This is a genomic window from Bradyrhizobium sp. Arg237L (assembly GCF_029990105.1).
In the GTDB taxonomy this organism is placed as follows: Bacteria; Pseudomonadota; Alphaproteobacteria; order Rhizobiales; family Xanthobacteraceae; genus Bradyrhizobium.
Genome location: NZ_JAQMIL010000022.1, coordinates 52774 through 78541, shown reverse-complemented (window position 1 = coordinate 78541; position 25768 = coordinate 52774). Strand labels below are relative to the sequence as shown.

Here is a 25768-nt window from a genome sequence, read left to right as displayed (position 1 = left end):
GCGAGATCTCAGCGTACAGCGGTTTTTTCAAACTGCCGGAGCATCTGGTTGCCGCGCTCGACGGCGGCATCGAGCGCCTGTTTGGCGGTCTTCTTGCCGGCCAGCGCCTGCTCGATCTCTTCGGCCCAGATGTCGCGGAGCTGCACCATGTTGCCAAGGCGCAGGCCGCGCGAGTTCTCGGTCGGCTCCTTGTTGGTGAGCTCCTTCAGCGGGGTCTCCAGATAAGGCTGATCCTTGTAGAAGCCTTCCGCCTTCGCTTTCTCGTAGGCCGCCTTGGTGATCGGGAGATAACCGGAGGCCTTGTGGATCCCGACCTGGCGGTCGGTGTCGGAGAGGAAGGCCAGGAACTTGGCGACGCCCTTGTATTCCTCGGCCGTCTTGCCACCCATCACCCACAGCGAGGCGCCGCCGATGATCGAATTCTGCGGCGCGCCCTTGGCGTCGCGATAGTAGGGCATCGGCGCGTTGGTCCAGTTGAACTTGGCCTGCGACTTCACATTGCCGAAGAACGCCGACGAGGTCAGGAAGATCGGGCACTCGCCCGAAGTGAAGCGGCCTTCGCCGGTGTTGGTGCGGCCGGAATAGTCGTAGGTCTTGTCCTTCTGCAGCTCGATCAGATTTTCGAGATGCTTGACCTGCAGCGGTCCGTTGAACTGCAGCACGGTGTCAAAGCCGTCGAGCCCGTTGGCCTTGCTGGCCAGCGGCACGTTGTGCCAGGCCGAGAGCTGCTCGAGATTGACCCAGGTCGCCCAGGCGTTGGAGAAACCGCAATTGCTGTAGCCCGCGGCCTTCAGTTTTTTCGCTGCGTCGAACACGTCCGGCCAGGTCTTCGGAATCTCGGCGATATCAGCCTTCTTCAAGGCGTCGAGATTGACCCACATCACCGTCGAGGACGAGTTGAAGGGGAAGGACAGCATCTCGCCTTTCGAAGTTGAGTAGTAGCCGGTGATCGCAGGCAGGTAGCTGCTCGGATCGAATTTCTCGCCGGCCTCCTGCATCAGCTTGTAGACCGGCTTGATCGCGCCGGTTGCCGCCATCATGGTGGCGGTGCCGACCTCGAAGACCTGCATGATGTGGGGCGCGTTGCCGGCGCGGAACGCGGCAATGCCGGCGTTCATCGTATCAGCATAGCCGCCCTTGTAGGTCGGAACGACCTTGTACTCGCTCTGCGATGCATTGAAGTCATTGGCGAGCTTGACCACGACATCGTTGTTGCCGCCGGTCATGGCGTGCCACCACTGGATCTCGGTCACCGCAAATGCCGGCGAAGCGCCGAATGCCAGTGCGACCGCGATTGCTGCTGCAGCGCCGAATTGTCGAAAAGCCATCAAAACCCCTCCCGTTAAGCCGCCATCTCCGTCGGTTGCGCTAGCAGCGCGGAATGACGTGCAAATGACCTATAAGCGAAGATCATGGCGCCGGGGAAGCGGGAGCCGGCGACGGATAAGGCAGAAAGAGCGACCCGGCGAAGGGCAAGCGACCCGTTGCCGCAGCCGCACGTAGCCCGGATGGAGCGAAGCGCAATCCGGGACCTTTACAGCAAGGCGTGAATTTTCCCGGATTGCGCTGCGCTCCATCCGGGCTACGAAGCTGATCTGAACCGATCAGCGCTTCCGCTCGGGCCCGCAGACCACGCCCTTGCCGACCAGCGCCTCGACTTCCGCTTGCGAGTAGCCGAACTCGCCGAGCACCTCAGTGGCGTGCTGGCTGAACTTTGGCGGGGTGCGGCGCAGGCTGGGTTTGGTGCGTTCCAGCCGGATCGGCGAGGCGACGCCCTTGTACCAATCCTTCTCGATGATATCGCCGCGGTAGATCGTGTGCAGGTTGGTCAGTGCCTGGTCGATCTTCTGCACCGGCCCCGCCGGCAGGCCGGCGGCGAGCAGGCGGTTGCACAGCGGCTCGGCCTCAAACTGGCTGAACACCGCGGCAAGCTCCGCGCGCAGCGCGTCGCGGTTGGCGATGCGGTCCTTGTTGCGGGCAAAGCGCGGGTCGGTGCCGAGCTCGGGCTTGCCGATCTCCTTACACAATTTGCGGAAGGTGCCGTCATTGCCGACGCCGATGAAGATGTTGTCGGTCTTGGTCGGGAAGATCGCGTAAGGAACGAGGTTGGGATGCTCGTTGCCGGTGAGACCAGGCGGCTTGCCGTGCATGAAGTAGTTGGCCGTGTGCGGATGCATGATCGCAAGGCCGGTCTCGTACAGCGTGGTCTCGAGGAACTGGCCGAGGCCGGAGCGCTGCCGCTCCGACAGCGCCATCAGGATGCCGATCGTCGCATAGAGCCCGGTGGTGATGTCGACCAGCGGCACGCCGATCCGCATCGGGCCGCTTTCCGGCGAGCCGGTGGCGGCGATCATGCCGGTCATGGCCTGGATGATCGCGTCATAGCCGGGATTGCCGCCGCGCGGGCCGTCGGCGCCGAAGCCGGAGATCCGGCAATGTACCAGCCGCGGAAATTTCGCGCGCAGCACGTCGTTGCCGATGCCCCATTTGTCGAGCGTGCCCGGCTTGAAATTCTCGATCAGGACGTCGGCGCCTTCGAGCAGCTTCATCAGCACCGCACGGCCGCCTTCGGAGGCGAGGTCGAGCCCGATCGAGCGCTTGTTGCGGTTGATGCCGACGAAATAGGCCGCATCCTCCTCATGAAAGGGAGGGCCCCAGTCGCGCACTTCGTCGCCGGCGGGGGGCTCGACCTTGATCACGTCGGCGCCGTGGTCGGCGAGAATCTGGGTGCAATAGGGGCCGCCGAGCACGCGCGTCAAATCGATCACGCGCAGGCCGGCCATCGCGCCTGCGACCGCTTCTGAACTCATGGGAAACCTTCGCTCAAGTCAAACAGATGGAGGGTTTGTCCAGAGCTAGCGGTCTTCGAACGCGGCGGCAATGCCTTATCGCGCGTGGGGGCATGCCGTCACTGATCGCAACGCGAATAGCCCGCCGCAAAAAATCAGCGGGCTATTCCGCCATACAGATTACACCACGTTCAGGCGTACATCGACATTGCCGCGCGTGGCGTTGGAATAGGGACACACCTGGTGGGCCTTTTCCACCAGCGCCTCTGCATCCGCGCGCGAGAGCCCGGGCAGGGAGACGTCGAGCGCGATATCGAGGCCGAAGCCGCCTTCGGAGCGCGGTCCGATGCCGACCGTCGAGGTCACCGCAGCGTCGGCGGGCACCTTCGGGCCGCCCTGCGAGGCCACGAACTTCATCGCGCCGATGAAGCAGGCGGCGTAGCCGGCCGCAAAGAGCTGTTCGGGGTTGTTGCCGGCGCCGCCGCCACCGCCAAGCTCCTTCGGGGTGGTGAGCTTGACGTCGAGCGCACCATCAAGCGTCGCGGAATGGCCGTCGCGGCCGCCAGTGGCCTTGGCGCTGGTCTTGTAGAGCACGTTCACGGACATGGGGTGTCTCCCTCATCAATGGTTTCGACGCCGTTTATATTGCGGACAACTAGATTGCGCACAATATAAAACACATGGCCTCACATTTAATTGTTCGCAATTGAATGTGCGGCGGCACCGGCCCACAATGAACCCAGATTCTGACGAGGCTGAGAAATGGCACGGAAACAGTTGGCGGTCGCGGACCAGCCGCTACGGCTCGACAATCAAATCTGCTTTGCGATCTATTCGGCCGCGCACGCGTTCAACCGCGTCTACAAGCCGCTATTGGACCGGCTGCGCCTGACCTATCCGCAATACCTGGTGATGCTGGTGCTGTGGGAGAAGGATGGCGTTCCGGTCAAGGATATCGGCGAGCGGCTATTCCTGGATTCCGGCACGCTGACGCCGCTGCTCAAGCGGTTGGAAGCCGCGCAGCTCATCAAGCGCACACGCAGCAAGGAAGACGAGCGGCAGGTGCTGATCGCACTCACGCCGCAAGGGCAGGCGCTGAAGGAGAAGGCGAGAGCGGTGCCGCAACAGGTCCTGGCGGCCGCTGCCTGCTCGGTCCCGGAACTATCGGCGATGAAGAACGAGATCGTGGCGCTGCGGGACAGGCTGAATGCGGCGGTGGCGGAGTGAGGGGGGATCAGAGGCGCTTCTTGGCGAACGCGCGGCCGGAATGGGATTTGAGATATTTCTCAAACGCGAGCGCTTTGTATTTATCGGGGAAGGCACAGTACCAGATCAGTTGCCATGGCTTGAACTTGGCGGTGTGCGCGGATCTGCCGGCATTGTGTTCCGGAAAGCGTCGTTTCAAATCCGCAGTGGCACCGATGTACTCCTGGTCCGGAAAGTTGATGCTGCGGATGATGTAGACGTACCACATCGATGTCTACTAGCAGATAGCACCAGCGAAGTTCTCGGCAGCCCGTCTTCGCCCGTTGGGCTTCGCCGGGCACCACGCTTCGCCCTTCGAGCTCCGCGCGGCTGCGCCACGCGTAGCCCGAAGGGCGAAGCGTGGTGGAGCCAGGCGGGATCGAACCGCCGACCTCTTGCATGCCATGCAAGCGCTCTCCCAGCTGAGCTATGGCCCCTTAAGGGATCGCGAGCCGCATCCGACTCGCGGGGAAAGACCCAGAACACAGTTCTGGATCGATCTCAAGTCTCTTCATCGCCTCCGACGTCGCCAATGATGTCGGTGACGTCCTCATCGCCCTCTTCTTCGTCGGCGATGAAGGTGGAATCATCGTCATCATCGTCTTCGAGGGTCTCGTCGATCTCGATATCGTCCTCGGATTCGGGAACGACCGCCTTGACCTTGCCGGTGTTCTCCTCGGCATCGGCCTCCTCGAGCGAGACCAATTCTTCGGCCTCCGCGGGCTCCGGCGTATCGGCAGCGGCGGTGGCCGCAGCGGCGCTGGCGCCTCGAGTAGCGCGCGGCGGCGCCACGGGGGCGATCGGCACGACTTCGCCGGTGTAAGGCGAGATAACCGGGTTCTTGTTCAGATCATAGAACTTCTTGCCCGTGGTCGGGCAAATGCGTTTGGTTCCGAGGTCGGACTTGGCCACGTGGTGATCCCAGGAATTTTCTGAAAAGCGGTGCTTCACTTGGCTAGTTGAGGGGCCGCTGTCAATAGCGGTTTGCGCGCATTTACTCCCGGGTGACGCCGGGGGTTCGATATGTTACCTGCCGCGCCGCGAGAGGACGTGATCTTGGCCCATTCCGACCACCAGAACCCCGAAAAGACCCCCTCCAAGGCCCCCCTGGAGGCCCGCGCGAGCGGTCCCCTGAGCGGCAAGGCCCGCGTCCCCGGCGACAAGTCGATCTCCCACCGGGCCCTGATCCTGGGTGCGCTGGCGGTCGGCCAAAGCCGGATTTCCGGGCTGCTCGAGGGCGAAGATGTGCTCAATACCGCCAAATCGATGCGGGCGCTGGGGGCCGAGGTCGAGCGTACCGGCCCGTTTGCCTGGTCGGTCCGGGGCGTTGGCGTCGGGGGCTTCGCGGAGCCCGCCGGGCCGCTCGATTTTGGCAATTCCGGCACCGGCTGCCGGCTGGTGATGGGAGCGGTTGCGGGCTGTCCGATCACGGCGACCTTTGACGGCGATGCCTCGCTGCGCTCGCGGCCGATGCGGCGGATCCTCGATCCCTTGGAACTGATGGGCGCCAGGGCGGGCGAGATGAGGGAAGGCGGCCGCCTGCCGCTGACGCTGCATGGCGCTCGCAACCCGTTGCCGATCGTCTACAAGACCCCCGTCGCTTCGGCCCAGATCAAGTCCGCGGTGCTGCTGGCGGGACTGGCGGCGCCGGGTGTCACCACAGTGATTGAGCAGGAAGCCAGCCGCGATCACACCGAGCTGATGCTGAAGCATTTTGGCGCACAGCTTACCTCGAGCAAGGAAGGCAGCCACGGCCGCCGGATCGCGCTGACCGGCCAGGGCGAACTGCACGGCGCCGATGTCGTCGTTCCCGCCGATCCCTCCTCGGCGTCGTTCCCGGTCGTGGCGGCGCTGGTCGTTGGCGGCTCCGATATCGTGCTGCCTGACGTCATGACCAATCCGCTGCGCACCGGGCTGTTCACGACGCTGCGCGAGATGGGCGCCTTGATCGAAGAGGATGAGTTGCGCATGGACGGCGGCGAGCCGATGGCGCGGTTGCGCGTGCGCGCTTCCAAATTGCGCGGGGTCGAGGTGCCGCCGGAACGCGCGCCGGCGATGATCGACGAATATCTGGTGCTGGCGGTGGCGGCCGCTTACGCCGAGGGCACCACCATCATGCGCGGCCTGCAGGAATTGCGCGTCAAGGAATCCGATCGCCTCGAAGCCACCGCCGACATGTTGCGTGTCAACGGCGTCAAGGTCGAGATCTCAGGCGACGATTTGATCGTCGAGGGCAAGGGCCATGTGCCCGGCGGCGGCGTGGTCGCCACCCACATGGATCATCGCATCGCGATGTCGGCCCTGGTGATGGGGCTCGCCGCCGACCGGCCGGTGACGATCGACGACACCGCCTTCATCGCCACCAGTTTCCCGGATTTCATTCCGATGATGCGCTCGCTTGGCGCGGAGTTTTCATGAGGCTGACGCTATGGCGGCAGCCCAGCATAAGCCGTGAGGGAGTGGCCGATGCCCCCAAATACCCTCGCTGATGCCGTCGACAGCATTCAGGCTGGTGCGCGGCAGGACGATGTCCTGGCCGAGTTTGTCGATACGTTCGACCTGGCAAGCACCGATGAGCTTCGCTATGCGTCGATTGAACGCGAGCCTAAATTGACCGGTGACGCGAAGCTCGATGCGTTGATTGGTGCGATTGCCGAATATCTCGCCAAGCAACGCAGGCTTGGGCGGGTTCCCGGCTGGGTCTGCGATCCGGCGCGCCGGTTGAAGACACCCTGGTTCACCTCGGCGGACGCTTCGGACGCGATGCGCGAATATCTCACCTTCAGCAGCCCGGGCGAGTTTGCCTCGCGCAATATCTTCACCGAGGAGCGACCGTTGCGGCGCGCCCGCGGTCCTCACTCCACGACTTAGATAGGGCACCATGATCATCGCTATCGATGGACCGGCCGCATCCGGCAAGGGTACGCTGGGAAAACGGCTCGCTGCGCATTATGGCTACCGCCATCTCGACACCGGGGTGATCTATCGCGCGGTGGCAAAGGCGCTGCTCGATGCCGGCGCCGACCTCACCGATGAAGCGCGCGCGATCAAGGCGGCGATGGAGCTCGACCCTGAGAAGTTCGGCCATCCCGAGCTGAAGACGCAACGGATCGGCGATGCCGCTTCCGTGGTATCAGCAATACCCAAGGTGCGCGAGGCGCTGGTCAATTTCCAGCGCCAGTTCGCCGCCGATCCGCCTGGCGTGGTCCTTGACGGCCGCGATATCGGGACCGTGATCTGCCCGAATGCCGATGTGAAGATCTTTGTCGTCGCCGATCCGCGTGTGCGGGCCCGGCGGCGGACGCTGGAGGCCCGCGCGCGCGGCGAGGACGCCGATGAGGCAGCGGTGCTGGCCGATATTCTCAAGCGCGATGAGCGTGACAAGAATCGCGCGGTGGCCCCACTAAAGCCGGCGCCCGATGCGCATACGCTGGACAATTCCAATCTCGATATCGAGGCCGGCGTGCGCGCCGCGATCGACATCGTCGAGGCGGTGCGCGCGGCGCGCGGGCTGGCCTAGATTGTTGTTTGACGCGTTTTCTTCACGCGAACCGGTACCCACTTCGCTCGAAAACGCTACCTAACGCGTCGAGGATTCCTGGTCAGCCAGGCCGGAGAAAGACTGTGCAGCCGAAAAGGTCCGCATCGACGCTGCCGCGCCAGGCATTGCGGCGATGGCATGGCCGAGTGCGAACGCGGCAACGACGGCCAGGGCGATCAGGCTTTTCATGGTCGTTCCCCCTGTCTCTTGGGTGGGCCCCACTATGCGCGGGCTCACTTAAGCCCGGGTTCCACCACAAGCCCTGCCAGATGCCTTTCGCGCAACACGGTCAACAATTGTTCAAATGCAGTCCGGCATTGTTAAGGCTTGTGTCAGCCTTAGAGCCCCGCAAATCGGGCATTTCTGGCTTGCCGAAAATAGCGGTGGATATTATATCAGCAGCGTCCGTGCCGCCATCGACTATGTCGGGGCCGCCCGAGCGGGCCGGCAGCGGGGTATGAGCCCCGGCCGATATTGGAGGAGCGCCCGCTCCATCGGTTCTTGACGTCGATCTTTCGTTTCCGGGCTCGGACATCTACGTCACGTGCATTCTTTCGCAAAACCGGTTTTCCACTTTTGCGGAATGCGCGCCATCAACGTATCGAACATGTGGCTTGCTGCCGGCCCGCTTTTGCGCCCTCGCGCAAGGAGCGGTCGTCAGGATTTGCGGACCTGACACCACATGCGCGGTGCGCCCTTAACCCGAACGGCCGGCAAGACACCCGCATCTGGAGAACATATGGCTTCGAATACTGCTGCTTCCTATAGTCCTACCCGCGACGATTTCGCCGCGATGCTCGATGAATCCTTTGCCGGCGGCAATCTGCAGGAGAGCTCGGTCGTCAAGGGCAAGGTGGTTGCCATCGAAAAGGACATGGCCGTCATCGATGTCGGCCTGAAGACCGAAGGTCGTGTGGCCTTGCGCGAATTCGCCGGCCCCGGCCGCGAAAGCGATCTCAAGGTTGGCGACGAGGTCGAGGTGTTCCTCGACCGCATCGAGAATGCGCTGGGCGAAGCGGTGCTGTCGCGCGACAAGGCGCGGCGTGAGGAGAGCTGGGGCAAGCTCGAGAAGGCGTTCCAGAACAACGAGAAGGTCACCGGCGTCATCTTCAACCAGGTCAAGGGCGGCTTCACCGTCGATCTCGACGGTGCCGTGGCCTTCCTGCCGCGCTCGCAGGTCGATATCCGTCCGATCCGCGACGTCGCGCCGCTGATGAACAACTCGCAGCCGTTCCAGATCCTCAAGATGGACCGTCGCCGCGGCAACATCGTGGTGTCCCGCCGCACCGTGCTCGAAGAAACCCGCGCCGAGCAGCGCCAGGAGCTGGTGCAGAACCTCGAAGAGGGTCAGGTGATCGACGGCGTGGTCAAGAACATCACCGATTACGGTGCGTTCGTGGACCTCGGCGGCATCGACGGCCTGTTGCACGTCACCGATATTGCATGGCGCCGCGTCAATCACCCGACCGAGGTGCTCTCCATCGGCCAGACCGTGAAGGTCAAGATCATCAAGATCAACCACGAGACGCACCGCATTTCGCTCGGCATGAAGCAGCTCCTGGACGATCCGTGGCAGGGCATCGAGGCGAAGTATCCGCTTGGCGCCCGCTTCACCGGCCGCGTCACCAACATCACCGATTACGGCGCGTTCGTCGAGCTCGAGCCGGGCATCGAAGGCCTGATCCACGTCTCCGAGATGTCGTGGACCAAGAAGAACATGCATCCCGGCAAGATCGTCTCCACCTCGCAGGAAGTCGAGGTGCAGGTGCTGGAAGTCGATTCGGTCAAGCGCCGCATTTCGCTCGGCCTCAAGCAGACCATGCGCAACCCCTGGGAAGTCTTCGTCGAGAAGCATCCGGTCGGTTCGGTGGTCGAGGGCGAGGTCAAGAACAAGACCGAGTTCGGCCTGTTCCTGGGTCTCGAAGGCGACGTCGACGGCATGGTGCACCTGTCCGATCTCGACTGGAAGCTTCCGGGCGAGCAGGTGATCGACAACTTCAAGAAGGGCGACCTGGTGAAGGCCGTCGTGCTCGACGTCGATGTCGAGAAGGAGCGCATCTCGCTCGGCGTCAAGCAGCTCGAGGGCGATCCCTTTGCCGAGCCGGGCGACGTCAAGAAGGGCGCGGTCGTGACCTGCGAAGTGCTCGAAGTGAAGGAGAGCGGCGTCGAAGTGAAGATCTCCGGTACCGACTTCACCACCTTCATCAAGCGCTCGGAACTCGCCCGCGACCGCAACGATCAGCGCGCCGAACGTTTCGCCGTCGGCGAGAAGGTCGATGCGCGGGTGATCCAGTTCGACAAGAAGGCCCGCAAGGTGCAGGTCTCGATCAAGGCGCTGGAAGTGGCCGAAGAGAAGGAAGCCATCGCGCAGTACGGCTCCTCGGATTCGGGCGCGACGCTCGGCGACATTCTCGGCACCGCACTCAAGAATCGTGCCAACGAGAAGTGAGCACTTGCTTTCTTCGTCGCATCATCAAGCCCCGGCTTCGGCCGGGGCTTTTTTATCTGGGGCTTGTCCGTAGCCCGGATGGAGCCATCGGGTCGCGCGAACGCACGCCCGATGGCTCCATCCGGGCTACGGCTGCGTATCTCGGCGTATTCCATCCGTGCTACGCTTGTAACTCTATGCCAGCCTTGTTTTCTTCATATTGCACCGCAATTGATGTATTTTGATAACCTCTCCGTCATCCTGTGATTGCAAGAACGCGTTGAGCTCTTTTGGAGATTTTCGATGTCGCTTGATTCAGACGTGATCGTCGATCGTCGCCGGATTCGCCGCAAGCTGACCTTCTGGCGCGTCGCGGCAGCGGTGGTTGCGATCGCGGCCCTTGTCGGCGTCGGCGTGATCGTAGCGGGTGGGCGCGGCTCGCTGACGACGGCGGGATCGATCGCGCGCATCAATATCGAGGGCCTGATCCGCAGCGACCAGGATCGTGTCGAGGCGCTGGAGCGGCTGGAGAAGTCGCAAGCCGCGGCCGTCATCGTCCATATCAATTCGCCGGGCGGCACCACCGCCGGTTCCGAGCAGCTTTACGACGCGCTGACGCGGCTGAAGGCGAAGAAGCCGTTGGTCGTGGTGGTCGAGGGATTGGCGGCGTCCGGCGGTTACATCACCGCGATTGCCGCGGACCACATCGTCGCGCAGCAGAGCTCGCTGGTCGGCTCGATCGGCGTGTTGTTCCAGTTTCCGAATGTCAGCGAGCTCCTGAAAACCGTGGGCGTGAAGGTCGAGGAGATAAAGTCCTCGCCGCTGAAAGCCGCGCCCAACGGCTTCGAGCCGACCAGCCCGGAAGCACGCGCCGCGATCGATGCGCTGGTGAAGGATTCCTATGCCTGGTTCCGCGGCCTCGTGAAGGAGCGACGCGGCATGGATGATGCCCTGCTTGAAAAGGTCGCGGACGGTCGTGTCTTCACCGGCCGGCAGGCGGTGGAATTGAAGCTCATCGATCAGCTCGGCGATGAGAGGGCCGCGGTCGCCTGGCTGGTCCAGGAGAAGAAGATCAAGAGCGAACTGCCGGTGCGCGACTACAAGCTCAATCCGCGCTTCGGCGATCTGACATTCCTACGCACGGCGGCTTCGGCCACGCTCGATGCATTTGGTTTGAGCGCAATAGCGCGCCGCATCGAGCAGACTGGCCTCGCCCAGGCTGTCGATCGGCTCGGCATGGATGGCATGCTGGCGCTTTGGCAGCCTTCGGGGAGCAATTGAGATGCGCACAATCGGTCTTTGGCCGCACTCCCGTATTGCGGGAATCGCGAAAAGCCGGGTTCGGGCCATTTGTCACGGCTCTTCCTTGGCGCCAAAAGTGATTTAGCGTCTTGACAGTTCAAGGCATTTTCACGGAAATGGATATCCGCAAGGTCCCGGGCCACATTCTCGATGATCAAATCCGAACTTGTTCAGCGTATCGCCGAGCACAACCCGCATCTCTACCAGCGGGATGTCGAGAACATCGTCAATGCGATTCTCGATGAGATCGTGGCTGCGCTGGCGCGCGGCGATCGGGTTGAGCTGCGCGGGTTCGGCGCGTTCTCGGTGAAGCATCGTCCGGCGCGGGCCGGCCGCAATCCGCGAACGGGTGCGCATGTGCCGGTCGATCAGAAGAGCGTTCCGTTCTTCAAGACCGGCAAGGAAATGCGCGAGCGCCTGAACCGCGACACCGATGGCAGCGGCGGTAGCTCGCCGGAATCGAGCGCCTGATCTCGCGGAGATCGCTGGCGCATCCGCGTCTCTGGTTGCTATAGATCGGCACGCGATTGTCGGCCGCTGCGAGGGATGGTGATGCGAAAGTTCTTCACGACGCTGCTCGTCATCCTGCTCGGCCTGTTCTTCATCGTCTTCGCCGTTGCGAACCGTCACCTGGTGACGGTTTCATTCGATCCGTTCAATTCGACCACTCCGACGGTGGCGATAACGCTGCCGTTATTCCTCGTGCTCATTATCGTGGCGATCCTGGGCGTGCTCGCGGGCGGCATGGCGACCTGGTTCCGGCAGCATCGCTGGCGCCGCGCGGCGCGGCAGCATGAGGCTGACGCCCGGCAGGCCCGGGCGGAACTGGCCGATCTGCGGGCGACCTTGGCCGCCGCGCAAGCCGAACGGCGTCGCCTCACAGCCCCATCAAATGGCGGTTCATCGGGGGTCGTCGGGCGAGACAAGCAGGGCGCGACGTTGTAGAACCCGCCCCGTCCGTGCCGGAGCTGCCAGTTTCGGCCGTTGCAGCACTCCTGAGAGACCATGTCCCTGCTCGTCAAAATCTGCGGCCTGTCCACGCGCGAGACGCTCGACGTCGCGCTCGAGGCCGGTGCCGACATGGTGGGCTTCGTGTTCTTTCCGCCCTCGCCGCGGCATCTCTCGCTTGAGGCCGCGCGGGAGCTCGCCCGGCAGGCGAAAGGCCGCGCCGTAAAGGTGGCGCTCACCGTCGATGCGGATGACGCCACGCTCGAAAACATCGTCGAGACGCTGCAGCCTGACATCCTGCAACTGCACGGCAAGGAGACGGTGGCGCGCGTGCGCGACATCAAGCAGAGGTTCGGCCTGCAAGTGATGAAGGTACTTGCGGTCGAGACAGCAGCCGATCTTGCACCGCTTGCGGGCTATGCGGCGGTCGCCGACCGCATCCTGTTCGACGCCCGCGCCCCGAAAGGCGCGACGCGGCCAGGCGGCCTCGGTGCAGTGTTCGATTGGCACGTGCTCGAAAAGCTCCAGCTTGAGCTGCCCTTCATGGTCTCAGGCGGGCTGAACGCCGACAATGTCACTGAGGCCGTCCGTGTCACCCGTGCCGGCGGCGTCGATATTTCGTCCGGCGTCGAACGGTCGCCCGGCATCAAAGATCCCGAATTGATCCGTGCCTTCATCCGCGCCGCGCGCGCCACAGACCTTCCTTCACCTCTCCCCGTTCACGGGGAGAGGTCGGATCGCGTCAGCGATCCGGGTGAGGGGGAGCCACCGCGGTCACAGTTCTCACCGAATTTGTGGAGAGAGCCCCTCACCCCGACCCTCTCCCCGCAAGGGCGGGGCGAGGGAGCAGGAACGGCGCCACTAACCGATACAAAGATAGTTCGATGAGCCCAGCACTGCCCAACTCTTTCCGCAGCGGTCCCGACGAGCGCGGGCATTTCGGCATTTTCGGCGGGCGCTTCGTCGCGGAAACACTGATGCCGCTGATCCTCGACCTCGAAAAGGCCTATGCCGAGGCCAAGGGCGATCCGGCATTTCAAAAGGAGATGGACGGCCATCTGAAGCACTATGTCGGCCGGCCGTCGCCGATCTATTTCGCCGAGCGGCTGACCGAGCATCTCGGCGGCGCAAAAATCTATTTCAAGCGCGAGGAGCTCAACCACACCGGCTCGCACAAGGTCAACAATGTGCTCGGCCAGATCATGCTGGCGCGCCGCATGGGCAAGAAGCGCATCATCGCCGAGACCGGCGCCGGCCAGCACGGTGTTGCCACCGCGACGCTATGCGCGCGGTTCGGGCTCGAATGCGTGGTCTACATGGGCGCGGTCGATGTCGCGCGGCAGCAGCCCAACGTGATCCGCATGGAGATGCTGGGCGCCAAGGTGGTCCCGGTACAGTCGGGCGCGCGCACGCTGAAGGATGCGATGAACGATGCGCTGCGCGACTGGGTCACCAATGTGCACAACACGTTCTACTGCATCGGCACGGTGGCCGGCCCGCATCCCTATCCGATGATGGTGCGCGACTTCCAGTCGATCATCGGCATCGAGACGCGCCAGCAATTGCAGGAGGTCGAGGGCCGTCTGCCGGATTCGCTCGTCGCCTGCATCGGCGGCGGCTCCAACGCGATGGGGCTGTTCCATCCCTTCCTCGACGATCCCTCGATCGAGATCTTCGGCGTCGAAGCCGCCGGCCACGGCCTGACGCAACTACATGCGGCGTCGATCGCGGGCGGCCGGCCTGGCGTGCTGCACGGCAACCGTACCTATCTCTTGATGGACGAAGACGGCCAGATCCAGGAAGCGCACTCGATCTCGGCCGGCTTGGACTATCCCGGCATCGGCCCTGAGCACGCCTGGCTGCACGAGACCGGCCGCGTCAACTATCTCTCGGCGACCGACGAAGAGGCGCTGGAAGCCTTCCAATTGCTGTCGCGGCTCGAAGGCATCATCCCGGCGCTGGAGCCCGCGCATGCCATCGCCAAGGTGATGGAGCTCGCGCCGAAGCGGCCCAGGGATCACCTGATGGTGGTCAACCTCTCCGGCCGCGGCGACAAGGACGTGCCGCAAGTCGGCGACATCTTGAAGGGCCGAAACAAGTGACCACCCGTATCGATGCACGTTTTGCCGAGCTCGCGAAGCAGGGCCGCTCCGCCTTTGTCACTTTCGTGATGGCCGGCGATCCGGACCCAGCGACATCGCTCGACATCCTCAAGGCGCTGCCGAAGGCCGGCGCTGATGTCATCGAAATCGGCATGCCCTTCACCGATCCGATGGCGGATGGTCCGTCGATCCAGGCGGCCGGCTTGCGCGCGCTCAAGGGCGGCATGACGCTGAAGAAGACGCTCGAGATGGTGCGCGGCTTCCGCAAGGACGATGACGCCACGCCGCTGGTGCTGATGGGCTATTACAATCCGATCTACATCTACGGCGTCGACAAGTTCCTCGCCGACGCCAAGAGCGCCGGCGTCGATGGCCTGATCATCGTCGACCTGCCGCCGGAGGAGGACACCGAGCTGTGCCTGCCGGCGATGAAGGCCGGCCTCAATTTCATCCGCCTGGCGACGCCGACCACCGACGACAAGCGCCTGCCGGCGGTGCTCGCGAACACTTCGGGTTTCGTCTACTATGTCTCGATCACCGGCATCACCGGCGCCGCGGCGGCGGACGCTACGGCGGTCGGCGAAGCGGTGGCGCGCATCAAGCGGCATACCAAGCTGCCGGTTTGCGTCGGTTTCGGTATCCGCACCCCGGAAGCGGCGCGGGCGATCGCCGGAAGTGCCAACGGGGCGGTGGTCGGCACCGCACTGGTCGATGCCCTGCGCGGCAGCCTCGATGCGGAGGGGCGGGCTACCGCCAGGACCGTGACCGCCGTGGCCGACCTTGCCGCCGCGCTGTCGCAGGGCGTACGGGGCGCCAAACAAGCGGCCGAATAGGCTGCAATCGTGGTTGCAGGGCGGCTTGCCGGGGGTTACCCGGCCCGCCATATATTGACCTAATGCGGAACCGACCGCATTTCGGAGCGAAGCATGAACTGGCTCACCAATGTCGTCCGGCCGAAGATCCGCAGCATCCTGCGGCGCGAGACGCCGGAGAATCTTTGGATCAAGTGCCCGGATTCTGGGCAGCTCGTGTTCTACAAGGACGTCGAGGCCAACCAGTTCGTCATTCCCGGCTCGAACTACCACATGCGCATGGGCGCGGTGGCGCGGCTGAAGTCGATCTTCGACAACGAGACCTGGTTCGACGTGGCGCTGCCCGACGTGACGCCTGACCCACTCAAGTTCCGCGACGAGCGCAAATATGTCGATCGCATCAAGGATGCGCGAGCCAAGACCGCGCTGAACGACGCGATCAAGGTCGGCTACGGCAAGCTCGAAGGCATGGGCGCCGTCATCGCGGTGCAGGATTTCGACTTCATGGGCGGCTCGCTCGGCATGGCCGCCGGTGAAGCGATGGTGCGCGGGCTCGAGCTCGCGGTCGAAAAGAAGTCGCCTTTCATCGTGTTCGCAGCCTCGGGCGGCGCGCGGATGCAGGAAGGCATCCTGTCGCTGATGCAGATGCCGCGCACGACCGTGGGCGTGCAGATGCTGCGCGAGGCCAAGCAGCCCTATATCGTCGTGCTGACCAACCCGACCACCGGCGGCGTCACCGCCTCCTATGCGATGCTGGGCGACGTGCAAATCGCCGAGCCGGGCGCGCTGATCGGCTTCGCCGGCGCGCGCGTGATCGAGCAGACCATCCGCGAGAAATTGCCGGAAGGATTCCAGCGCGCCGAATATCTGCGCGACCACGGCATGGTCGACATGGTCGTGCATCGCCACGACATGCGCGCGACGCTGGCGCGGCTCTGCCGCCTGCTCACCAAATCGCCGCCGCTGCAGGTTGCCTCGAAGCCTGCACCGGAGGTCACGGCACCCACCCAGATCGTCTCGGCACCGGAAACCGTGCCGGCAGCGCCGCACGCGTGAGCGTACCTGCCGCCCAACCATCGCCGCCGCTCGGCGAGTTGGTTGCGCGCCTGTCGGCGTTGCATCCGAAGACGATCGACCTCAGCCTCGATCGCATGCACGGGCTGCTCACACGGCTTGATCATCCCGAGCGCAAGCTGCCGCCGGTGATCCATGTTGCCGGCACCAACGGCAAGGGCTCCACGATCGCCTATTTGCGTGCGATCCTGGAAGCGGCCGGCTTGCGCGTCCATGCCTTCACCTCGCCCTATCTGGTGCGACTGAACGAATGCTATCGCCTTGGCCGCGTCGGTGGCGGCGTGCTGGTCGACGACGACGAATTGCGCTCGGTGCTCGAGCATTGCGAACGCGTCAATGACGGCCAGCCGATCACGATCTTCGAGATCGAGACTGCGGCGGCGTTCTGCCTGTTCGCCACGCATGCGGCCGACGTCACACTGCTCGAGGTCGGTCTCGGCGGCAGGCTGGATTCGACCAATGTGGTCGAGACGCCGCTCGCCTCCGTCATCGCGCCGATCAGCATGGATCACACCGAATTCCTCGGCGATACGCTGACCGCGGTCGCAGGTGAGAAGGCCGCGATCATCAAACGCGGCGTGCCGGTGGTCTGTGCCGAGCAGGCGGCTGATGCGATGTCGGTCGTCGAGGCACAGGCGGCGCGCCGGCGGGCGCCGCTGCATGCGGCCGGACAGCAATGGCATGTCGGGGTCGAGCGTGGCCGGCTGGTCTATCAGGATGATCGCGGCCTGATGGATCTGGCGGCGCCAAGACTGTTCGGTCGTCACCAGTTCGACAATGCCGGGCTTGCGATCGCGACACTACGTGCTGTCGACGCGTTCAAGATCGGGATCGCGGCGTTCGAAGCCGGCATCGTCAATGCCGAATGGCCGGCGCGAATGCAGCGGCTGGCGTCGGGTGAGCTGGTCAATCTGGCGCCGGCGGGCTCGGAGATCTGGCTCGATGGCGGACACAATGCCGAAGGCGGGCGCGTGGCGGCCACTGCGGTCGGCGATCTCGAGGAGCGCGTGTCGCGTCCGCTGGTCGTGATCGCCGGCATGATGGCGAACAAGGATGCATCCGGCTTCCTGGCCAATTTCGCCGGCCTGACGCGCCACATCATCGCGGTCGAGATTCCCGGCCGCCCGGGCGCCATGCCACCGGATCGGCTGGCGGACGCGGCACGTGGGTTCGGGATGCGCGTCGAGATCGCGTCCAGCGTGGAGGCCGCGCTGCAGGCGCTATCGAGCCTCGCCTACGAGGTGTCGCCGCGCATCCTGATCACGGGCTCACTCTATCTCGCCGGCCATGTGCTGGATGTGAACGGCACGCCGCCGGTGTGAAGGCTCCAGCTCCCGTAGCCCGGGTGAAGCGCAGCGTAACCCGGGAAAAGTCTGTCCACGTGGAGAGAACCCCGGATTGTGCTTCGCTCCATCCGGGCTACGATTCTCGAACGGCGTTCGTGCGAATAAAGCAAAACGGCCAGCTATCCGCCGGCCGCTGTCGAAATTATTCCAAGGAAATTACCGGATCAGACCGCAGCGGAAATCCACTGCTGCAGCTTCGCCTTCGGCGCCGCGCCGACCTGGCGCGAGGCCATCTCGCCGCCCTTGAAGATCATCAGGGTCGGGATCGACATCACGCCATATTTGGAAGCCGTCTTCGGGCTCTCGTCGACGTTGAGCTTCACGATCTTGACCTTGTCGCCCATCGAACCGGCGATCTCGTCCAGCGCGGGCGCGATCATTCGGCAGGGGCCACACCATTCGGCCCAGAAATCGACCACGACAGGCCCGGTCGCGTTGAGCACTTCGGCTTCGAAATTGGCGTCAGAAACCTTGCCAACGGACATGGGATACCTCGTTTGGTTGGAAGAAAAGGGCGCGAATGAGTCGCGCCCGGGATCATACGTCAAACCTATGAACGCGCCCCTGCCGGGTCAAGCTCGGTCACGCCAGCATGATGGGATGCCAGCTCCCTGTCCAGCGCGGAGGCGGAAACCTCCATCAATTCAGTACTTTCGGTCCAGAGCAGGGCGGCACGGACGGGGCGTCCGGGATAAAGCTTGCGCAGCACCGCCCGGTATAGCGCGAGCTGCCGGACGTAGGCCCGCGGCGCCTCGGCCGCACTTTTCGGCGGGGCGTGGTTGGTCTTGAAGTCGACGATCAGGATTTCGTCCGGCGTCACCACCAGCCGGTCGATCTGGCCGGACACCAGCGCCGGCGACTGTCCGGGCCGATCCAGCCGGCCGACGATGGAGACTTCCGCCCGGCTGCCAGTGGCGAACACGGCTGCGAAACGGGGATCGGCGATCAGGGCCAGAACGCTTTCGGCCAGCGCCCCACGCTCCTCGACGGTCCAATCCTCGGCGTTGCGCTCAAGATAGGAGAGCGCCGCGCCGGGCCGGCGCTCGGGTGCGATATCCGGCAGCGACTGCAACAGCCGGTGCACCAGCGTGCCGCGCTGGATCGCGCGGGCGCGCTGTAAGAGCTGCACGCCGCTGCGGACGCGGCGGCTGTCGTCGCTGGGGTCGGACGGTCGCAGCCGGCTGTCGGCGGCGAGTTCAGTCGGCGCCGGCCGCTGCAGCCAGGACGGCAGCTCGATCGGCTGCGGCGCCCCCGACACCGCGACGCCGGTCGCAGGATCGGTATCCTCGGGCCGGAAATAGCGCTTCACTAGGCCCGCCGGGGTCTCGATCTCCTGCAAGCCGAGGCCGGAATTGGCGAGGCCCTTGTCGATCAGGTCATACCAGGAGGAAGTCCGGACCCTCTTCATGTTGCCGGGCATGCAGCCGCCAACGATCAATCGATCGGCGGCGCGGGTCATCGCGACATAGAGCAGGCGGCGATATTCGTCCTCGGTCTCCTCCAGCATCGCCTCGCGCGCCTTGGCGACGGGACCTGCATCTTCGGCCTTCCGGCCGGCCCAGACCACGACGCCGGGCGCGTTCGGCGCGCTGTTGCCCTGTGGCAGATGAATCAGCCGCAGGCGCTGCGTGTCCGCGGGCGAGGTCGTGGTGTCCACCAGGAACACGACGGAGGCTTCCAGCCCCTTGGCGCCATGCACGGTCATCACGCGCACCTCGTCGCGCGAAATCTCCATGTCGCGCTTCACCTCCGTGTCGGCCGCGCGGAGCCAGGCCAAAAAGCCCTGCAGCGAGCTGGGTGCCTTGCGCTCATGCGCGAGCGCCAGCTCGAGGAATTCGTCGAGCGCGTCGTTGGCCTCATGGCCGAGCCGCCCCAGGATGCGCGCCCGCCCGCCGTCGCCGCCAAGCAGCCAGGCATAGAAGGCGAACGGGGTCGAATCGGCCAAACGCCGCTCGCATCGCTCGAGCCGTTTCAGCGCGGCCGTGAGGCGCACGTCGGTCGCCGCATGCTGCGCCAGCGCCTGGCGCAGCGATCCCTTGCGCTCCCAGGCCAGCTTGAACAGATCGTCATCATCGAGGCCGAACAGCGGGCTCTTCAGCGCCACCGCCAGCGCCAGGTCGTCCTGCGGCAGCAGCAGCGCGTCCGCAAGGTTCATCAGGTCGATGATCGCGATGTGCTCGGTCAGCTTCAGCCGGTCTGCGCCGGCGACCGGGATATTGGCGTGCTTCAGCGCCTGGATCACCGCGTCGAACGCGTTGCCGCGCCTGCGCACCAGCACCAGGACATCGCCGTAGGTGAGCGGTCGGCGGTTGCCGCGGCTGCCGGTCATGGTGCCGCTTTCCACCAGCCGCCTGATCTCGGCCTGGATGCGCTTCGCCAGCTTCACTTCCGGGCTGGTGATGGAGACGCCGTCGAACGGCGCGCGCCAGCCTTCGATGTCTTGCCTGTCGTCGGCTTGCGCGAGCTCCCAAAGCTCGATCATGCTGGGGCCGGCATCGGCCAGTGCATTGTGCAGCGGATAACCGTTCTCGACCGCATGGATGCTGCGGTAGATCTCCTGCTCGCGGAAGACATGGTCGACCGATTGCAGGATCGTCGGCCCGGAACGGAACGAATAGGTGAAGGAGACCGGATCGAATTTCAGCCCGGCATCCTCGAACTTCTTCTTCAGCTCGCGGCGGCGCAAATCGAATTCATGCGGAGCCGCGCCCTGGAACGAGAAAATCGATTGCTTCTCGTCGCCGACGGCGAACACCGTCCGCACCGCCCCGTCGCGTGCGCCGGCGCCGGAGGTGAATTCGGAGATGATGTGCGCGACGATGTCCCATTGCTTCGGGCTCGTATCCTGCGCCTCGTCGATCAGGACGTGATCGACGCCGCGGTCGAGCTTGTAGTGCACCCAGCCTGAGGAGACGCGGTCGAGCATCTCCAGCGTCTTGTCGATGAGGTCGTCGTAATCGAGCAGGCCGCGCTCGAGCTTTTCGCGCCGGTAGTTCGCAGCCGCCGCGGTCGCGATGTGCAGCAGCGCCTCGGTGCGGTCGCGGATCATCACGGCGCGGCGGCGTTCGATCAGGGGATGGATGCGCTGGCTTTCCGCCTCGAACAGCCGCCCGATGGCGGGATTGTTGTCGAAAAATTTCTTCGTCACCACCGATTTGCGCGGCGTGCGATCGGCGTCCGTGAGGAAGACAGCGAGATAGGCGTCGACCTGCGCGCTGCCGGTGAAGATAAGCGCCTCGCGCAAGCGCGCCGCCTGGTCCTGGTCGGACTTGTTGCCGGTATCGAGGGCGAGCGCAATGTCTTCCCAGCGCGCGCGTGGCAGATAGGGACCATCCAGGATCTCGCGCTCGACATCTTCGATCGAGTCATTCGCGGCAACGCCAAGCGCTTTTGACATCTCTGCGGCGGCCGCTTCCGCGCTGCCTGCGGCATCGGTCCAGGCCATGAAATGATCGCGGCTGAGGCACGCCTCGCGCACCACGTCCTTGAAGGTGACGTCGGCGGCGCTCGCCATCGCCACCATCAACGCGCGCCCGGTCGCGCTGTCGGGATTGCGCGAGGCTTCCAGCAGCACGGCGAGATTGGCGCGCTCCATCATCTCGTTCTGGTCGCGCTCGTCGAGCACGGCAAACCGCGCCGGCACATTGGCCTCGAACGGGAACTGCTGCAGCAGGCGGGTGCAGAGCGCATGGATGGTCTGCACCTTCAGCCCGCCCGGCGTCTCCAGTGCGCAGGCGAACAACTTTCGCGCTTCTCTCCGGAGCCTCATTGTGGGGTGCGCGATGCCGGCTTCGCGGATCGCGGTGTCCAGCGCGGCATCGTCGAGGGTGACCCAATGGCCGAGCGTGGAGAACACCCGCTCGGCCATGTTGGCCGCGGCCGCCTTGGTGAAAGTGATGCACAGGATCTTCTCGGGCGGTGTGCCCTCAAGTAGCAGCCGGATCACGCGCTGCACCAGCACATGGGTCTTGCCCGAGCCGGCATTGGCCGACACGAAAGCGGACGCCTTGGGATCGGACGCGCGCGCCTGCGTGGCGCGTACCGAGTCGGGAATGGGGCGGGGCGCTTTCACCATTCCTCCAATCCCAGGCCGCCGGCCGCGGACCATTCCTTGATGCGGGCGAGGTCGTCATAGGTGCCGTAGCGATTGGCCCACATCGAGAGATTCAGCGAGGTGTAGGCCTGGTTCTCGTCCTCGAACTGGCGGATCAGTTTTTCCAATTCCCGCCGAGCGTGGTCGGCGGCATCGTCGGGCGATTGCGGCGTATCGCCCGGCCTGATCTTCAATTCCAGCGTCCGCTGCTCACCCGGCGGGTTGTTGCCGCTCAGCCTGACATAGGTGAGCTCGCCGACGGATGCGCCCGCCGGAATTCCCTCGAAGCCGCCCTCGCGCAGGATCGCAGCTTCCAGCGTGAGCTGCGGCGACAGTCCCATGCGCACCTGTTTTCCCGTCGGCGGCTGTCCGGTCTTGTAGTCGAGGATCGCGAACGAACCGTCGCGGTCACGCTCGATCCGGTCGGCGCGCGCCGAAAGCGTGAAGGTGCGCGCATGATCGAGGGGGATGCCGATCTCGCCACGGATCTCGGCGGTGATGGCCGCGATACCGCCGCGCCGCGCAGTCTCCCATTCGGCAAACCACGTTGCGATGCGCTGGAAGCGCGGCCACCACAGCGCCCGCGCTTCCGGCCGCTCCATCAGCGGCGCAAAATGCTTGCCGCCGATCTCGCGCAGCGCCCGAAGCGGATCGTCCGGCAGCTCTGCGGCGAAGACTTGCGTGAATTCGCCGAGCGCTGCGTGGATTGCCGAGCCGCGATCGGCCGCCGACAGCGGCATGTCGACGGGATCGAGCGGGTCGAGCCTGAGGATATATCTTGCGTAGATCGTGTAGGGATCGCGCAGCCAGTCCTCGATCGCGGTCACCGACATCTTCAGAGGCCTTGTCGCGAGCGGCGGCTTTGGCGCGGGCTGCGCGATCGGCTCGACCTTGTCCGGCCGGTCGAGCTCGGCGGCGTAATGGACGTATTTCTCGCCTAGTGCTTTCGCGCTCTTCCAGCGCGCCTCGCCTGCGACCGCCTCACACCGGTGCAGGAAGCGCGAGGCCACCGCCGGCGCGCCACCGACCTTTGCCGAGTGGCTGAGGATCACGTCATCAGTGCCGAGCAGTTGCGCGAAGTCATGCGCGGAAAGGCCGATGCGCCGTTCCGGCAGGTCGAGGCCGAGCTCGTGCCGCATCGGCCGGCTGAGCCAGGGATCAATCCGCGGCGCCGGCGGCCAGACGCCTTCGACCAGCCCGCCGAGGATCACGCGATCGGTCTCCGTCAGTCGCGCTTCGAGTTGACCGAAGATGTGCAGTTGCGCGCGCGGCGATTCCGGGCGGCGCACCATGCGGTCGGCGAACGCGGTCTGGAAGACGTCAGGGTAGTCGCCGAGCGGGACCGTCACCCCGCTCAGCTTTCTTGCGCCGACGAGATCATCGAATGCGGATGCGAGCACGGAGCCTGCCTGCTCCTCGAAGGCGACGGCGATGCCGTGCTGATCGCAGGACAATGCGGTGAGAGCCTCGCGATGCCGCAGTGCCAGCTCGGCAAAATCGTAAGGCTTGGACGCGCTGAGGCTTTCGAGCGGTGCAAGCGCCGCCCTCAGCTTTGATATCAGCGACTGCGCCTGGTCGAGCTCGACGTCGCGGAGCCGGGTCCGCCGCTCCAGAGGATGCAGCGATGAAGTCTCGCCGCGGTGGAGCTTGCCGAGTTCGCTGCGGAAACGTTCGAAGTCGCGGGCAAGGCCTTCGCTGCCTGCTTGCGGCCGCGTTCCCCGCAAGAGCGCCAGCTCCAATACTTCGGTTGCGCGCCGGTGTGCGCCGGGCGCGGCATCGAGCCGAAACAGCGGATGTTTCAAGAGCGCGAGCAGTGTCGGCGGCTCCAGCCCCTTGGTCGCGGCTTCCGCGGTGAGGCGGGCGAAAATGCCCGATGGCGTGTCCATCAGCGCTTCACCGCCGGAATCGTCGAATTCGAGATTCCAGCGCGTCAGCGCCGCCATCACCCGCCGCGCCAAAGCACGGTCTGGCGTCACCAGTGCGGCTGATTTGTTGAGATGCCGCGCCTCGCGCATCGCAATCGCAATGGCGAGCGCTTCCATCTCCGGGTTCGGCGCCTCCACCACGGCAATGCTGTTCATGCCGGCGGAAATCTTCTCGGCGATTTCGGGCTGTTCGAGCCGATCATGCCATTGCGCCGTGGCGGTGGATGGCCGCATCGTTTCCGACAGCAGCATCTCGCGCCCGTGTGGTGCCGGTGCGCCCAGAACCTCCACCTCGTCACGCTTGATGCCGAAACGGTCAAGCAGCGCATGCATGGCGAATTGCGGATGGTTCGATGCGGGCGGCGTGGTGAATTTGCCCTTGGCGTCGCGCATGCCGCCGATCGTGTTCCAGGACTCCTCATCAAGATCGGTATCGAGCCCGGGCAGCACCACTGCGCCGTGCGGCAGCTTGGCTACCGCGTGGAGAAACTTGGCCGTCGTCGGCATCGAACCGGTTGAGCCCGCCGCGATCACGGGGCCATTAGATTGCGCAGTCAGTCGCGCGGTTTCGGCCGCGATCAAGAGGTCGCGCCGCGCCGCCGGCTCGATGCGGCCGACCTCGGCGAGATAGGCTGGCCAGGCCTGGCGCGCGATCCGCAGGAAATCCAGCGAATGCTGCCAATATTGGTCGAGCTGGTCGGGGACCAGCTTATCGAGCGCGTTCCACTCGACGCCGCGCGTCACCATGTCGTCCATCAGGCGCGCGAGATCGCCGGCAAGCTGCAGCGTCGATGCGGGGCCCCCGACCACCTGCGGCGCGGTCACCGGGCTCTTGGCCCAGGCCGCCACCAGCCTCGCCAATGTCAGCCGGCGCTCGAGCTCGCCGAGCTTGGGCGGAATCTCCAGCGGCGCTGCGCCGCTGAATTGTTCCGCCTCTTCCGCGAAGGCGAGTTCATCCTCGTCGATGTCGCCAAGCGCAATGATGCGCGGCAGCACGGCGGCATCCCTATCCAGGACGTCGAGGAAGATCTCCCGCGCAAGCCGACCCGCACGCCGCGTCGGCAGATAAAGCGTCGCGTCAGCCAGCTTTTCGGGATTATCGCGCGCGTCGAATCCCGTGACCAGGCGACCGTCCACCAGCGCGGCGATGACGGTACGCAGGAACGGAACGGAGAGGGGAACGCTGAAAACGCGCATGAGCGGCCTGATTCGGGGTCAGGCGCCAATATAAGGGGCGATTGCCAGATGGTCATGCCCGTCCACCCGCTACGCACCGGTCATCACCCGCGAAGGCGGGTGATCCAGTATTCCAGAGGCGGGGGTAATTGAGCCGAGAGGTCGCGGCGTACTGGATGCCCCCGCCTGCGCGGGGCATGACGGCCGGATTGTGGCTGGCTCTATCGAATCAGGCTACGCTTTCCAAAAATGCTTCTTCCGCGGCTTGCACGGCGTCGGGGGTTCCGACATGCATCCAGACACCGTCGAGCCTGAGGCCGAACAGTCGTTCCTGCTCGTTGGCGCGGTCGAACAGCTTGGTCAGCGAGAACTCCCCCGCAGGGGCCTCCGCAAAAATCGACGGCGACATGATCGCGGCGCCGGCATAGACGAACGGCACCACCTGTTGCTCCCGCCGCTTGCGCAGCGCGCCGTCCGGCAGCATGGAATAGTCGCCGCGACCGCCATAGCCGATGCTGTTCGCGGTCGGCGCCATCAAGAGCAGGATATCCATCTTCGCGGGGTCGAAGGTCTCCGCGAGCCGCGCCAGGTTTGGCCGCACGCCGTCGATCCACATCGTGTCGGCGTTGACGTGAAAGAACGGCTCAGGCCCGAGCAGCGGCAACGCCTTTACGACCGCGCCACCGGTGCCCAGCACCTTGTCACGCTCGTCCGAGATGATCACACGCGGCTGCTTCCGCGTCTTGACGTGCTCGATGATCTGGTCCGGCAGATAGTGCACATTGACCACGGCCTCGCTCACGCCGGCAGCGGCAAGCTTGTCCAGGACGTGATCGAGCAACGGCTGGCCCGCCACGCTCACCAGCGGCTTCGGCATATGGTCGGTCAAGGGCCGCATGCGCAGGCCGAGACCGGCAGCGAGGACCATGGCTTTACTGGGGGTGACGGACATTCTTCCGGGCTCTCGAACCGTTCAAATCGTGACGC

The 25768-nt window shown here is 64.7% G+C and carries 22 protein-coding genes, 1 tRNA gene and 1 pseudogene; 13 read left to right on the top strand and 11 right to left on the bottom strand.

What is annotated here, in order from left to right; all coding sequences use genetic code 11:
• Positions 1–8 precede the first annotated feature (8 nt).
• The 3 genes from ugpB to OZ411_RS15830 all read right to left on the bottom strand — a co-directional run bounded on the left by ugpB (position 9) and on the right by OZ411_RS15830 (position 3395).
• The gene (gene ugpB / locus OZ411_RS15840) at positions 9–1328 is read right to left on the bottom strand and encodes a sn-glycerol-3-phosphate ABC transporter substrate-binding protein UgpB (RefSeq protein WP_282528729.1); all 1320 of its coding nucleotides are present in this window, start codon (positions 1326–1328) and stop codon (positions 9–11) included.
• 276 nt (positions 1329–1604) lie between these two features.
• On the bottom strand, positions 1605–2810 hold the full coding sequence (locus tag OZ411_RS15835) for a CaiB/BaiF CoA-transferase family protein (RefSeq protein WP_282528728.1): 1206 nt from the start codon (positions 2808–2810) through the stop codon (positions 1605–1607).
• A gap of 159 nt (positions 2811–2969) precedes the next feature.
• Positions 2970–3395 (bottom strand): organic hydroperoxide resistance protein, encoded by a 426-nt coding sequence (locus OZ411_RS15830; RefSeq protein WP_130583130.1) that lies wholly within the window; start codon positions 3393–3395, stop codon positions 2970–2972.
• A 156-nt stretch (positions 3396–3551) separates the two neighbouring features.
• Between OZ411_RS15830 and OZ411_RS15825 the strand changes: the two genes are divergently transcribed.
• Positions 3552–4016 carry a MarR family transcriptional regulator gene (locus OZ411_RS15825; protein ID WP_282528727.1) on the top strand — a complete coding sequence of 155 codons (465 nt, stop codon included), beginning with the start codon at positions 3552–3554 and terminating at the stop codon, positions 4014–4016.
• Positions 4017–4023: 7 nt separating this feature from the next.
• Here the strand turns inward: OZ411_RS15825 and OZ411_RS15820 are convergent, their stop codons facing one another.
• The 3 genes from OZ411_RS15820 to OZ411_RS15810 all read right to left on the bottom strand — a co-directional run bounded on the left by OZ411_RS15820 (position 4024) and on the right by OZ411_RS15810 (position 4946).
• Complete coding sequence (locus OZ411_RS15820; RefSeq protein ID WP_130226708.1) at positions 4024–4263, bottom strand: GIY-YIG nuclease family protein; 240 nt, start codon at positions 4261–4263, stop codon at positions 4024–4026.
• 132 nt (positions 4264–4395) lie between these two features.
• Positions 4396–4471 (bottom strand) — tRNA-Ala (locus OZ411_RS15815).
• Positions 4472–4535: 64 nt separating this feature from the next.
• Entirely contained in the window at positions 4536–4946 is a 411-nt protein-coding gene (locus OZ411_RS15810) for a TIGR02300 family protein (protein ID WP_130579843.1), read from the bottom strand.
• Positions 4947–5090: 144 nt separating this feature from the next.
• Between OZ411_RS15810 and aroA the strand changes: the two genes are divergently transcribed.
• Genes aroA through cmk form a run of 3 tightly spaced genes read left to right on the top strand, consistent with a single transcriptional unit; the run spans position 5091 to position 7554 of the window.
• Positions 5091–6452: a 3-phosphoshikimate 1-carboxyvinyltransferase gene (gene aroA, locus OZ411_RS15805; RefSeq protein WP_282528726.1), complete on the top strand. Its 1362-nt coding sequence runs from the start codon at positions 5091–5093 to the stop codon at positions 6450–6452.
• Between the two features lie 48 nt (positions 6453–6500).
• Positions 6501–6905, top strand: coding sequence for a hypothetical protein (locus OZ411_RS15800; protein WP_282528725.1), 405 nt, complete (start codon positions 6501–6503; stop codon positions 6903–6905).
• A 10-nt stretch (positions 6906–6915) separates the two neighbouring features.
• Complete coding sequence (cmk, locus tag OZ411_RS15795) at positions 6916–7554, top strand: (d)CMP kinase (protein WP_130579846.1); 639 nt, start codon at positions 6916–6918, stop codon at positions 7552–7554.
• Between the two features lie 60 nt (positions 7555–7614).
• On the opposite strand, the gene OZ411_RS15790 is transcribed toward cmk, so the two are convergent.
• The gene (locus OZ411_RS15790) at positions 7615–7764 is read right to left on the bottom strand and encodes a hypothetical protein (RefSeq protein WP_160168987.1); all 150 of its coding nucleotides are present in this window, start codon (positions 7762–7764) and stop codon (positions 7615–7617) included.
• A gap of 550 nt (positions 7765–8314) precedes the next feature.
• Between OZ411_RS15790 and rpsA the strand changes: the two genes are divergently transcribed.
• The 9 genes and pseudogenes from rpsA to OZ411_RS15745 all read left to right on the top strand — a co-directional run bounded on the left by rpsA (position 8315) and on the right by OZ411_RS15745 (position 17563).
• A complete protein-coding gene (gene rpsA / locus OZ411_RS15785) occupies positions 8315–10024 on the top strand; it encodes a 30S ribosomal protein S1 (RefSeq protein ID WP_028167309.1) in 1710 nt (569 codons plus the stop codon).
• Between the two features lie 282 nt (positions 10025–10306).
• A complete protein-coding gene (gene sppA, locus OZ411_RS15780; RefSeq protein WP_130579847.1) occupies positions 10307–11284 on the top strand; it encodes a signal peptide peptidase SppA in 978 nt (325 codons plus the stop codon).
• A gap of 141 nt (positions 11285–11425) precedes the next feature.
• A complete protein-coding gene (locus OZ411_RS15775; protein ID WP_282528752.1) occupies positions 11426–11776 on the top strand; it encodes an integration host factor subunit beta in 351 nt (116 codons plus the stop codon).
• Positions 11777–11857: 81 nt separating this feature from the next.
• Entirely contained in the window at positions 11858–12250 is a 393-nt protein-coding gene (locus tag OZ411_RS15770) for a LapA family protein (protein ID WP_282528724.1), read from the top strand.
• A gap of 60 nt (positions 12251–12310) precedes the next feature.
• Positions 12311–12949 (top strand): annotated as a pseudogene (locus tag OZ411_RS15765) (phosphoribosylanthranilate isomerase); the annotation flags it as partial.
• A gap of 188 nt (positions 12950–13137) precedes the next feature.
• Positions 13138–14355 carry a tryptophan synthase subunit beta gene (gene trpB / locus OZ411_RS15760; RefSeq protein WP_282528723.1) on the top strand — a complete coding sequence of 406 codons (1218 nt, stop codon included), beginning with the start codon at positions 13138–13140 and terminating at the stop codon, positions 14353–14355.
• The gene (gene trpA, locus OZ411_RS15755; protein ID WP_282528722.1) at positions 14352–15188 is read left to right on the top strand and encodes a tryptophan synthase subunit alpha; all 837 of its coding nucleotides are present in this window, start codon (positions 14352–14354) and stop codon (positions 15186–15188) included. Before trpB ends, trpA begins: the two co-directional genes overlap by 4 nt.
• A gap of 93 nt (positions 15189–15281) precedes the next feature.
• Complete coding sequence (gene accD / locus OZ411_RS15750; protein WP_282528721.1) at positions 15282–16223, top strand: acetyl-CoA carboxylase, carboxyltransferase subunit beta; 942 nt, start codon at positions 15282–15284, stop codon at positions 16221–16223.
• The gene (locus OZ411_RS15745) at positions 16220–17563 is read left to right on the top strand and encodes a folylpolyglutamate synthase/dihydrofolate synthase family protein (RefSeq protein ID WP_282528720.1); all 1344 of its coding nucleotides are present in this window, start codon (positions 16220–16222) and stop codon (positions 17561–17563) included. Before accD ends, OZ411_RS15745 begins: the two co-directional genes overlap by 4 nt.
• A 188-nt stretch (positions 17564–17751) precedes the next feature.
• Here the strand turns inward: OZ411_RS15745 and trxA are convergent, their stop codons facing one another.
• From trxA to OZ411_RS15725, 4 genes are all read right to left on the bottom strand, one after another.
• Positions 17752–18072, bottom strand: coding sequence for a thioredoxin (trxA, locus tag OZ411_RS15740; protein WP_282528719.1), 321 nt, complete (start codon positions 18070–18072; stop codon positions 17752–17754).
• Positions 18073–18137: 65 nt separating this feature from the next.
• Positions 18138–21662: a double-strand break repair helicase AddA gene (gene addA / locus OZ411_RS15735; protein WP_282528718.1), complete on the bottom strand. Its 3525-nt coding sequence runs from the start codon at positions 21660–21662 to the stop codon at positions 18138–18140.
• Positions 21656–24802: a double-strand break repair protein AddB gene (addB, locus tag OZ411_RS15730; protein ID WP_282528717.1), complete on the bottom strand. Its 3147-nt coding sequence runs from the start codon at positions 24800–24802 to the stop codon at positions 21656–21658. The genes addA and addB overlap by 7 nt, the downstream gene beginning before the upstream one ends.
• Before the next feature lie 208 nt (positions 24803–25010).
• Positions 25011–25733: a nucleotidyltransferase family protein gene (locus OZ411_RS15725; RefSeq protein WP_282528716.1), complete on the bottom strand. Its 723-nt coding sequence runs from the start codon at positions 25731–25733 to the stop codon at positions 25011–25013.
• Positions 25734–25768: the final 35 nt, after the last annotated feature.

Bases quoted from the DNA above. Each gene is read 5' to 3' on its own strand.
- trpB (WP_282528723.1), top strand. From the start codon at position 13,138: ATGAGCCCAGCACTGCCCAACTCTTTCCGCAGCGGTCCCGACGAGCGC.
- OZ411_RS15800 (WP_282528725.1), top strand. From the start codon at position 6,501: ATGCCCCCAAATACCCTCGCTGATGCCGTCGACAGCATTCAGGCTGGT.
- OZ411_RS15820 (WP_130226708.1), bottom strand. From the start codon at position 4,263: ATGTGGTACGTCTACATCATCCGCAGCATCAACTTTCCGGACCAGGAG.
- OZ411_RS15790 (WP_160168987.1), bottom strand. From the start codon at position 7,764: ATGAAAAGCCTGATCGCCCTGGCCGTCGTTGCCGCGTTCGCACTCGGC.
- OZ411_RS15825 (WP_282528727.1), top strand. From the start codon at position 3,552: ATGGCACGGAAACAGTTGGCGGTCGCGGACCAGCCGCTACGGCTCGAC.
- OZ411_RS15770 (WP_282528724.1), top strand. From the start codon at position 11,858: ATGCGAAAGTTCTTCACGACGCTGCTCGTCATCCTGCTCGGCCTGTTC.
- OZ411_RS15725 (WP_282528716.1), bottom strand. From the start codon at position 25,733: ATGTCCGTCACCCCCAGTAAAGCCATGGTCCTCGCTGCCGGTCTCGGC.
- OZ411_RS15830 (WP_130583130.1), bottom strand. From the start codon at position 3,395: ATGTCCGTGAACGTGCTCTACAAGACCAGCGCCAAGGCCACTGGCGGC.
- OZ411_RS15835 (WP_282528728.1), bottom strand. From the start codon at position 2,810: ATGAGTTCAGAAGCGGTCGCAGGCGCGATGGCCGGCCTGCGCGTGATC.
- addA (WP_282528718.1), bottom strand. From the start codon at position 21,662: ATGGTGAAAGCGCCCCGCCCCATTCCCGACTCGGTACGCGCCACGCAG.
- rpsA (WP_028167309.1), top strand. From the start codon at position 8,315: ATGGCTTCGAATACTGCTGCTTCCTATAGTCCTACCCGCGACGATTTC.
- addB (WP_282528717.1), bottom strand. From the start codon at position 24,802: ATGCGCGTTTTCAGCGTTCCCCTCTCCGTTCCGTTCCTGCGTACCGTC.
- cmk (WP_130579846.1), top strand. From the start codon at position 6,916: ATGATCATCGCTATCGATGGACCGGCCGCATCCGGCAAGGGTACGCTG.
- sppA (WP_130579847.1), top strand. From the start codon at position 10,307: ATGTCGCTTGATTCAGACGTGATCGTCGATCGTCGCCGGATTCGCCGC.
- accD (WP_282528721.1), top strand. From the start codon at position 15,282: ATGAACTGGCTCACCAATGTCGTCCGGCCGAAGATCCGCAGCATCCTG.
- ugpB (WP_282528729.1), bottom strand. From the start codon at position 1,328: ATGGCTTTTCGACAATTCGGCGCTGCAGCAGCAATCGCGGTCGCACTG.
- trxA (WP_282528719.1), bottom strand. From the start codon at position 18,072: ATGTCCGTTGGCAAGGTTTCTGACGCCAATTTCGAAGCCGAAGTGCTC.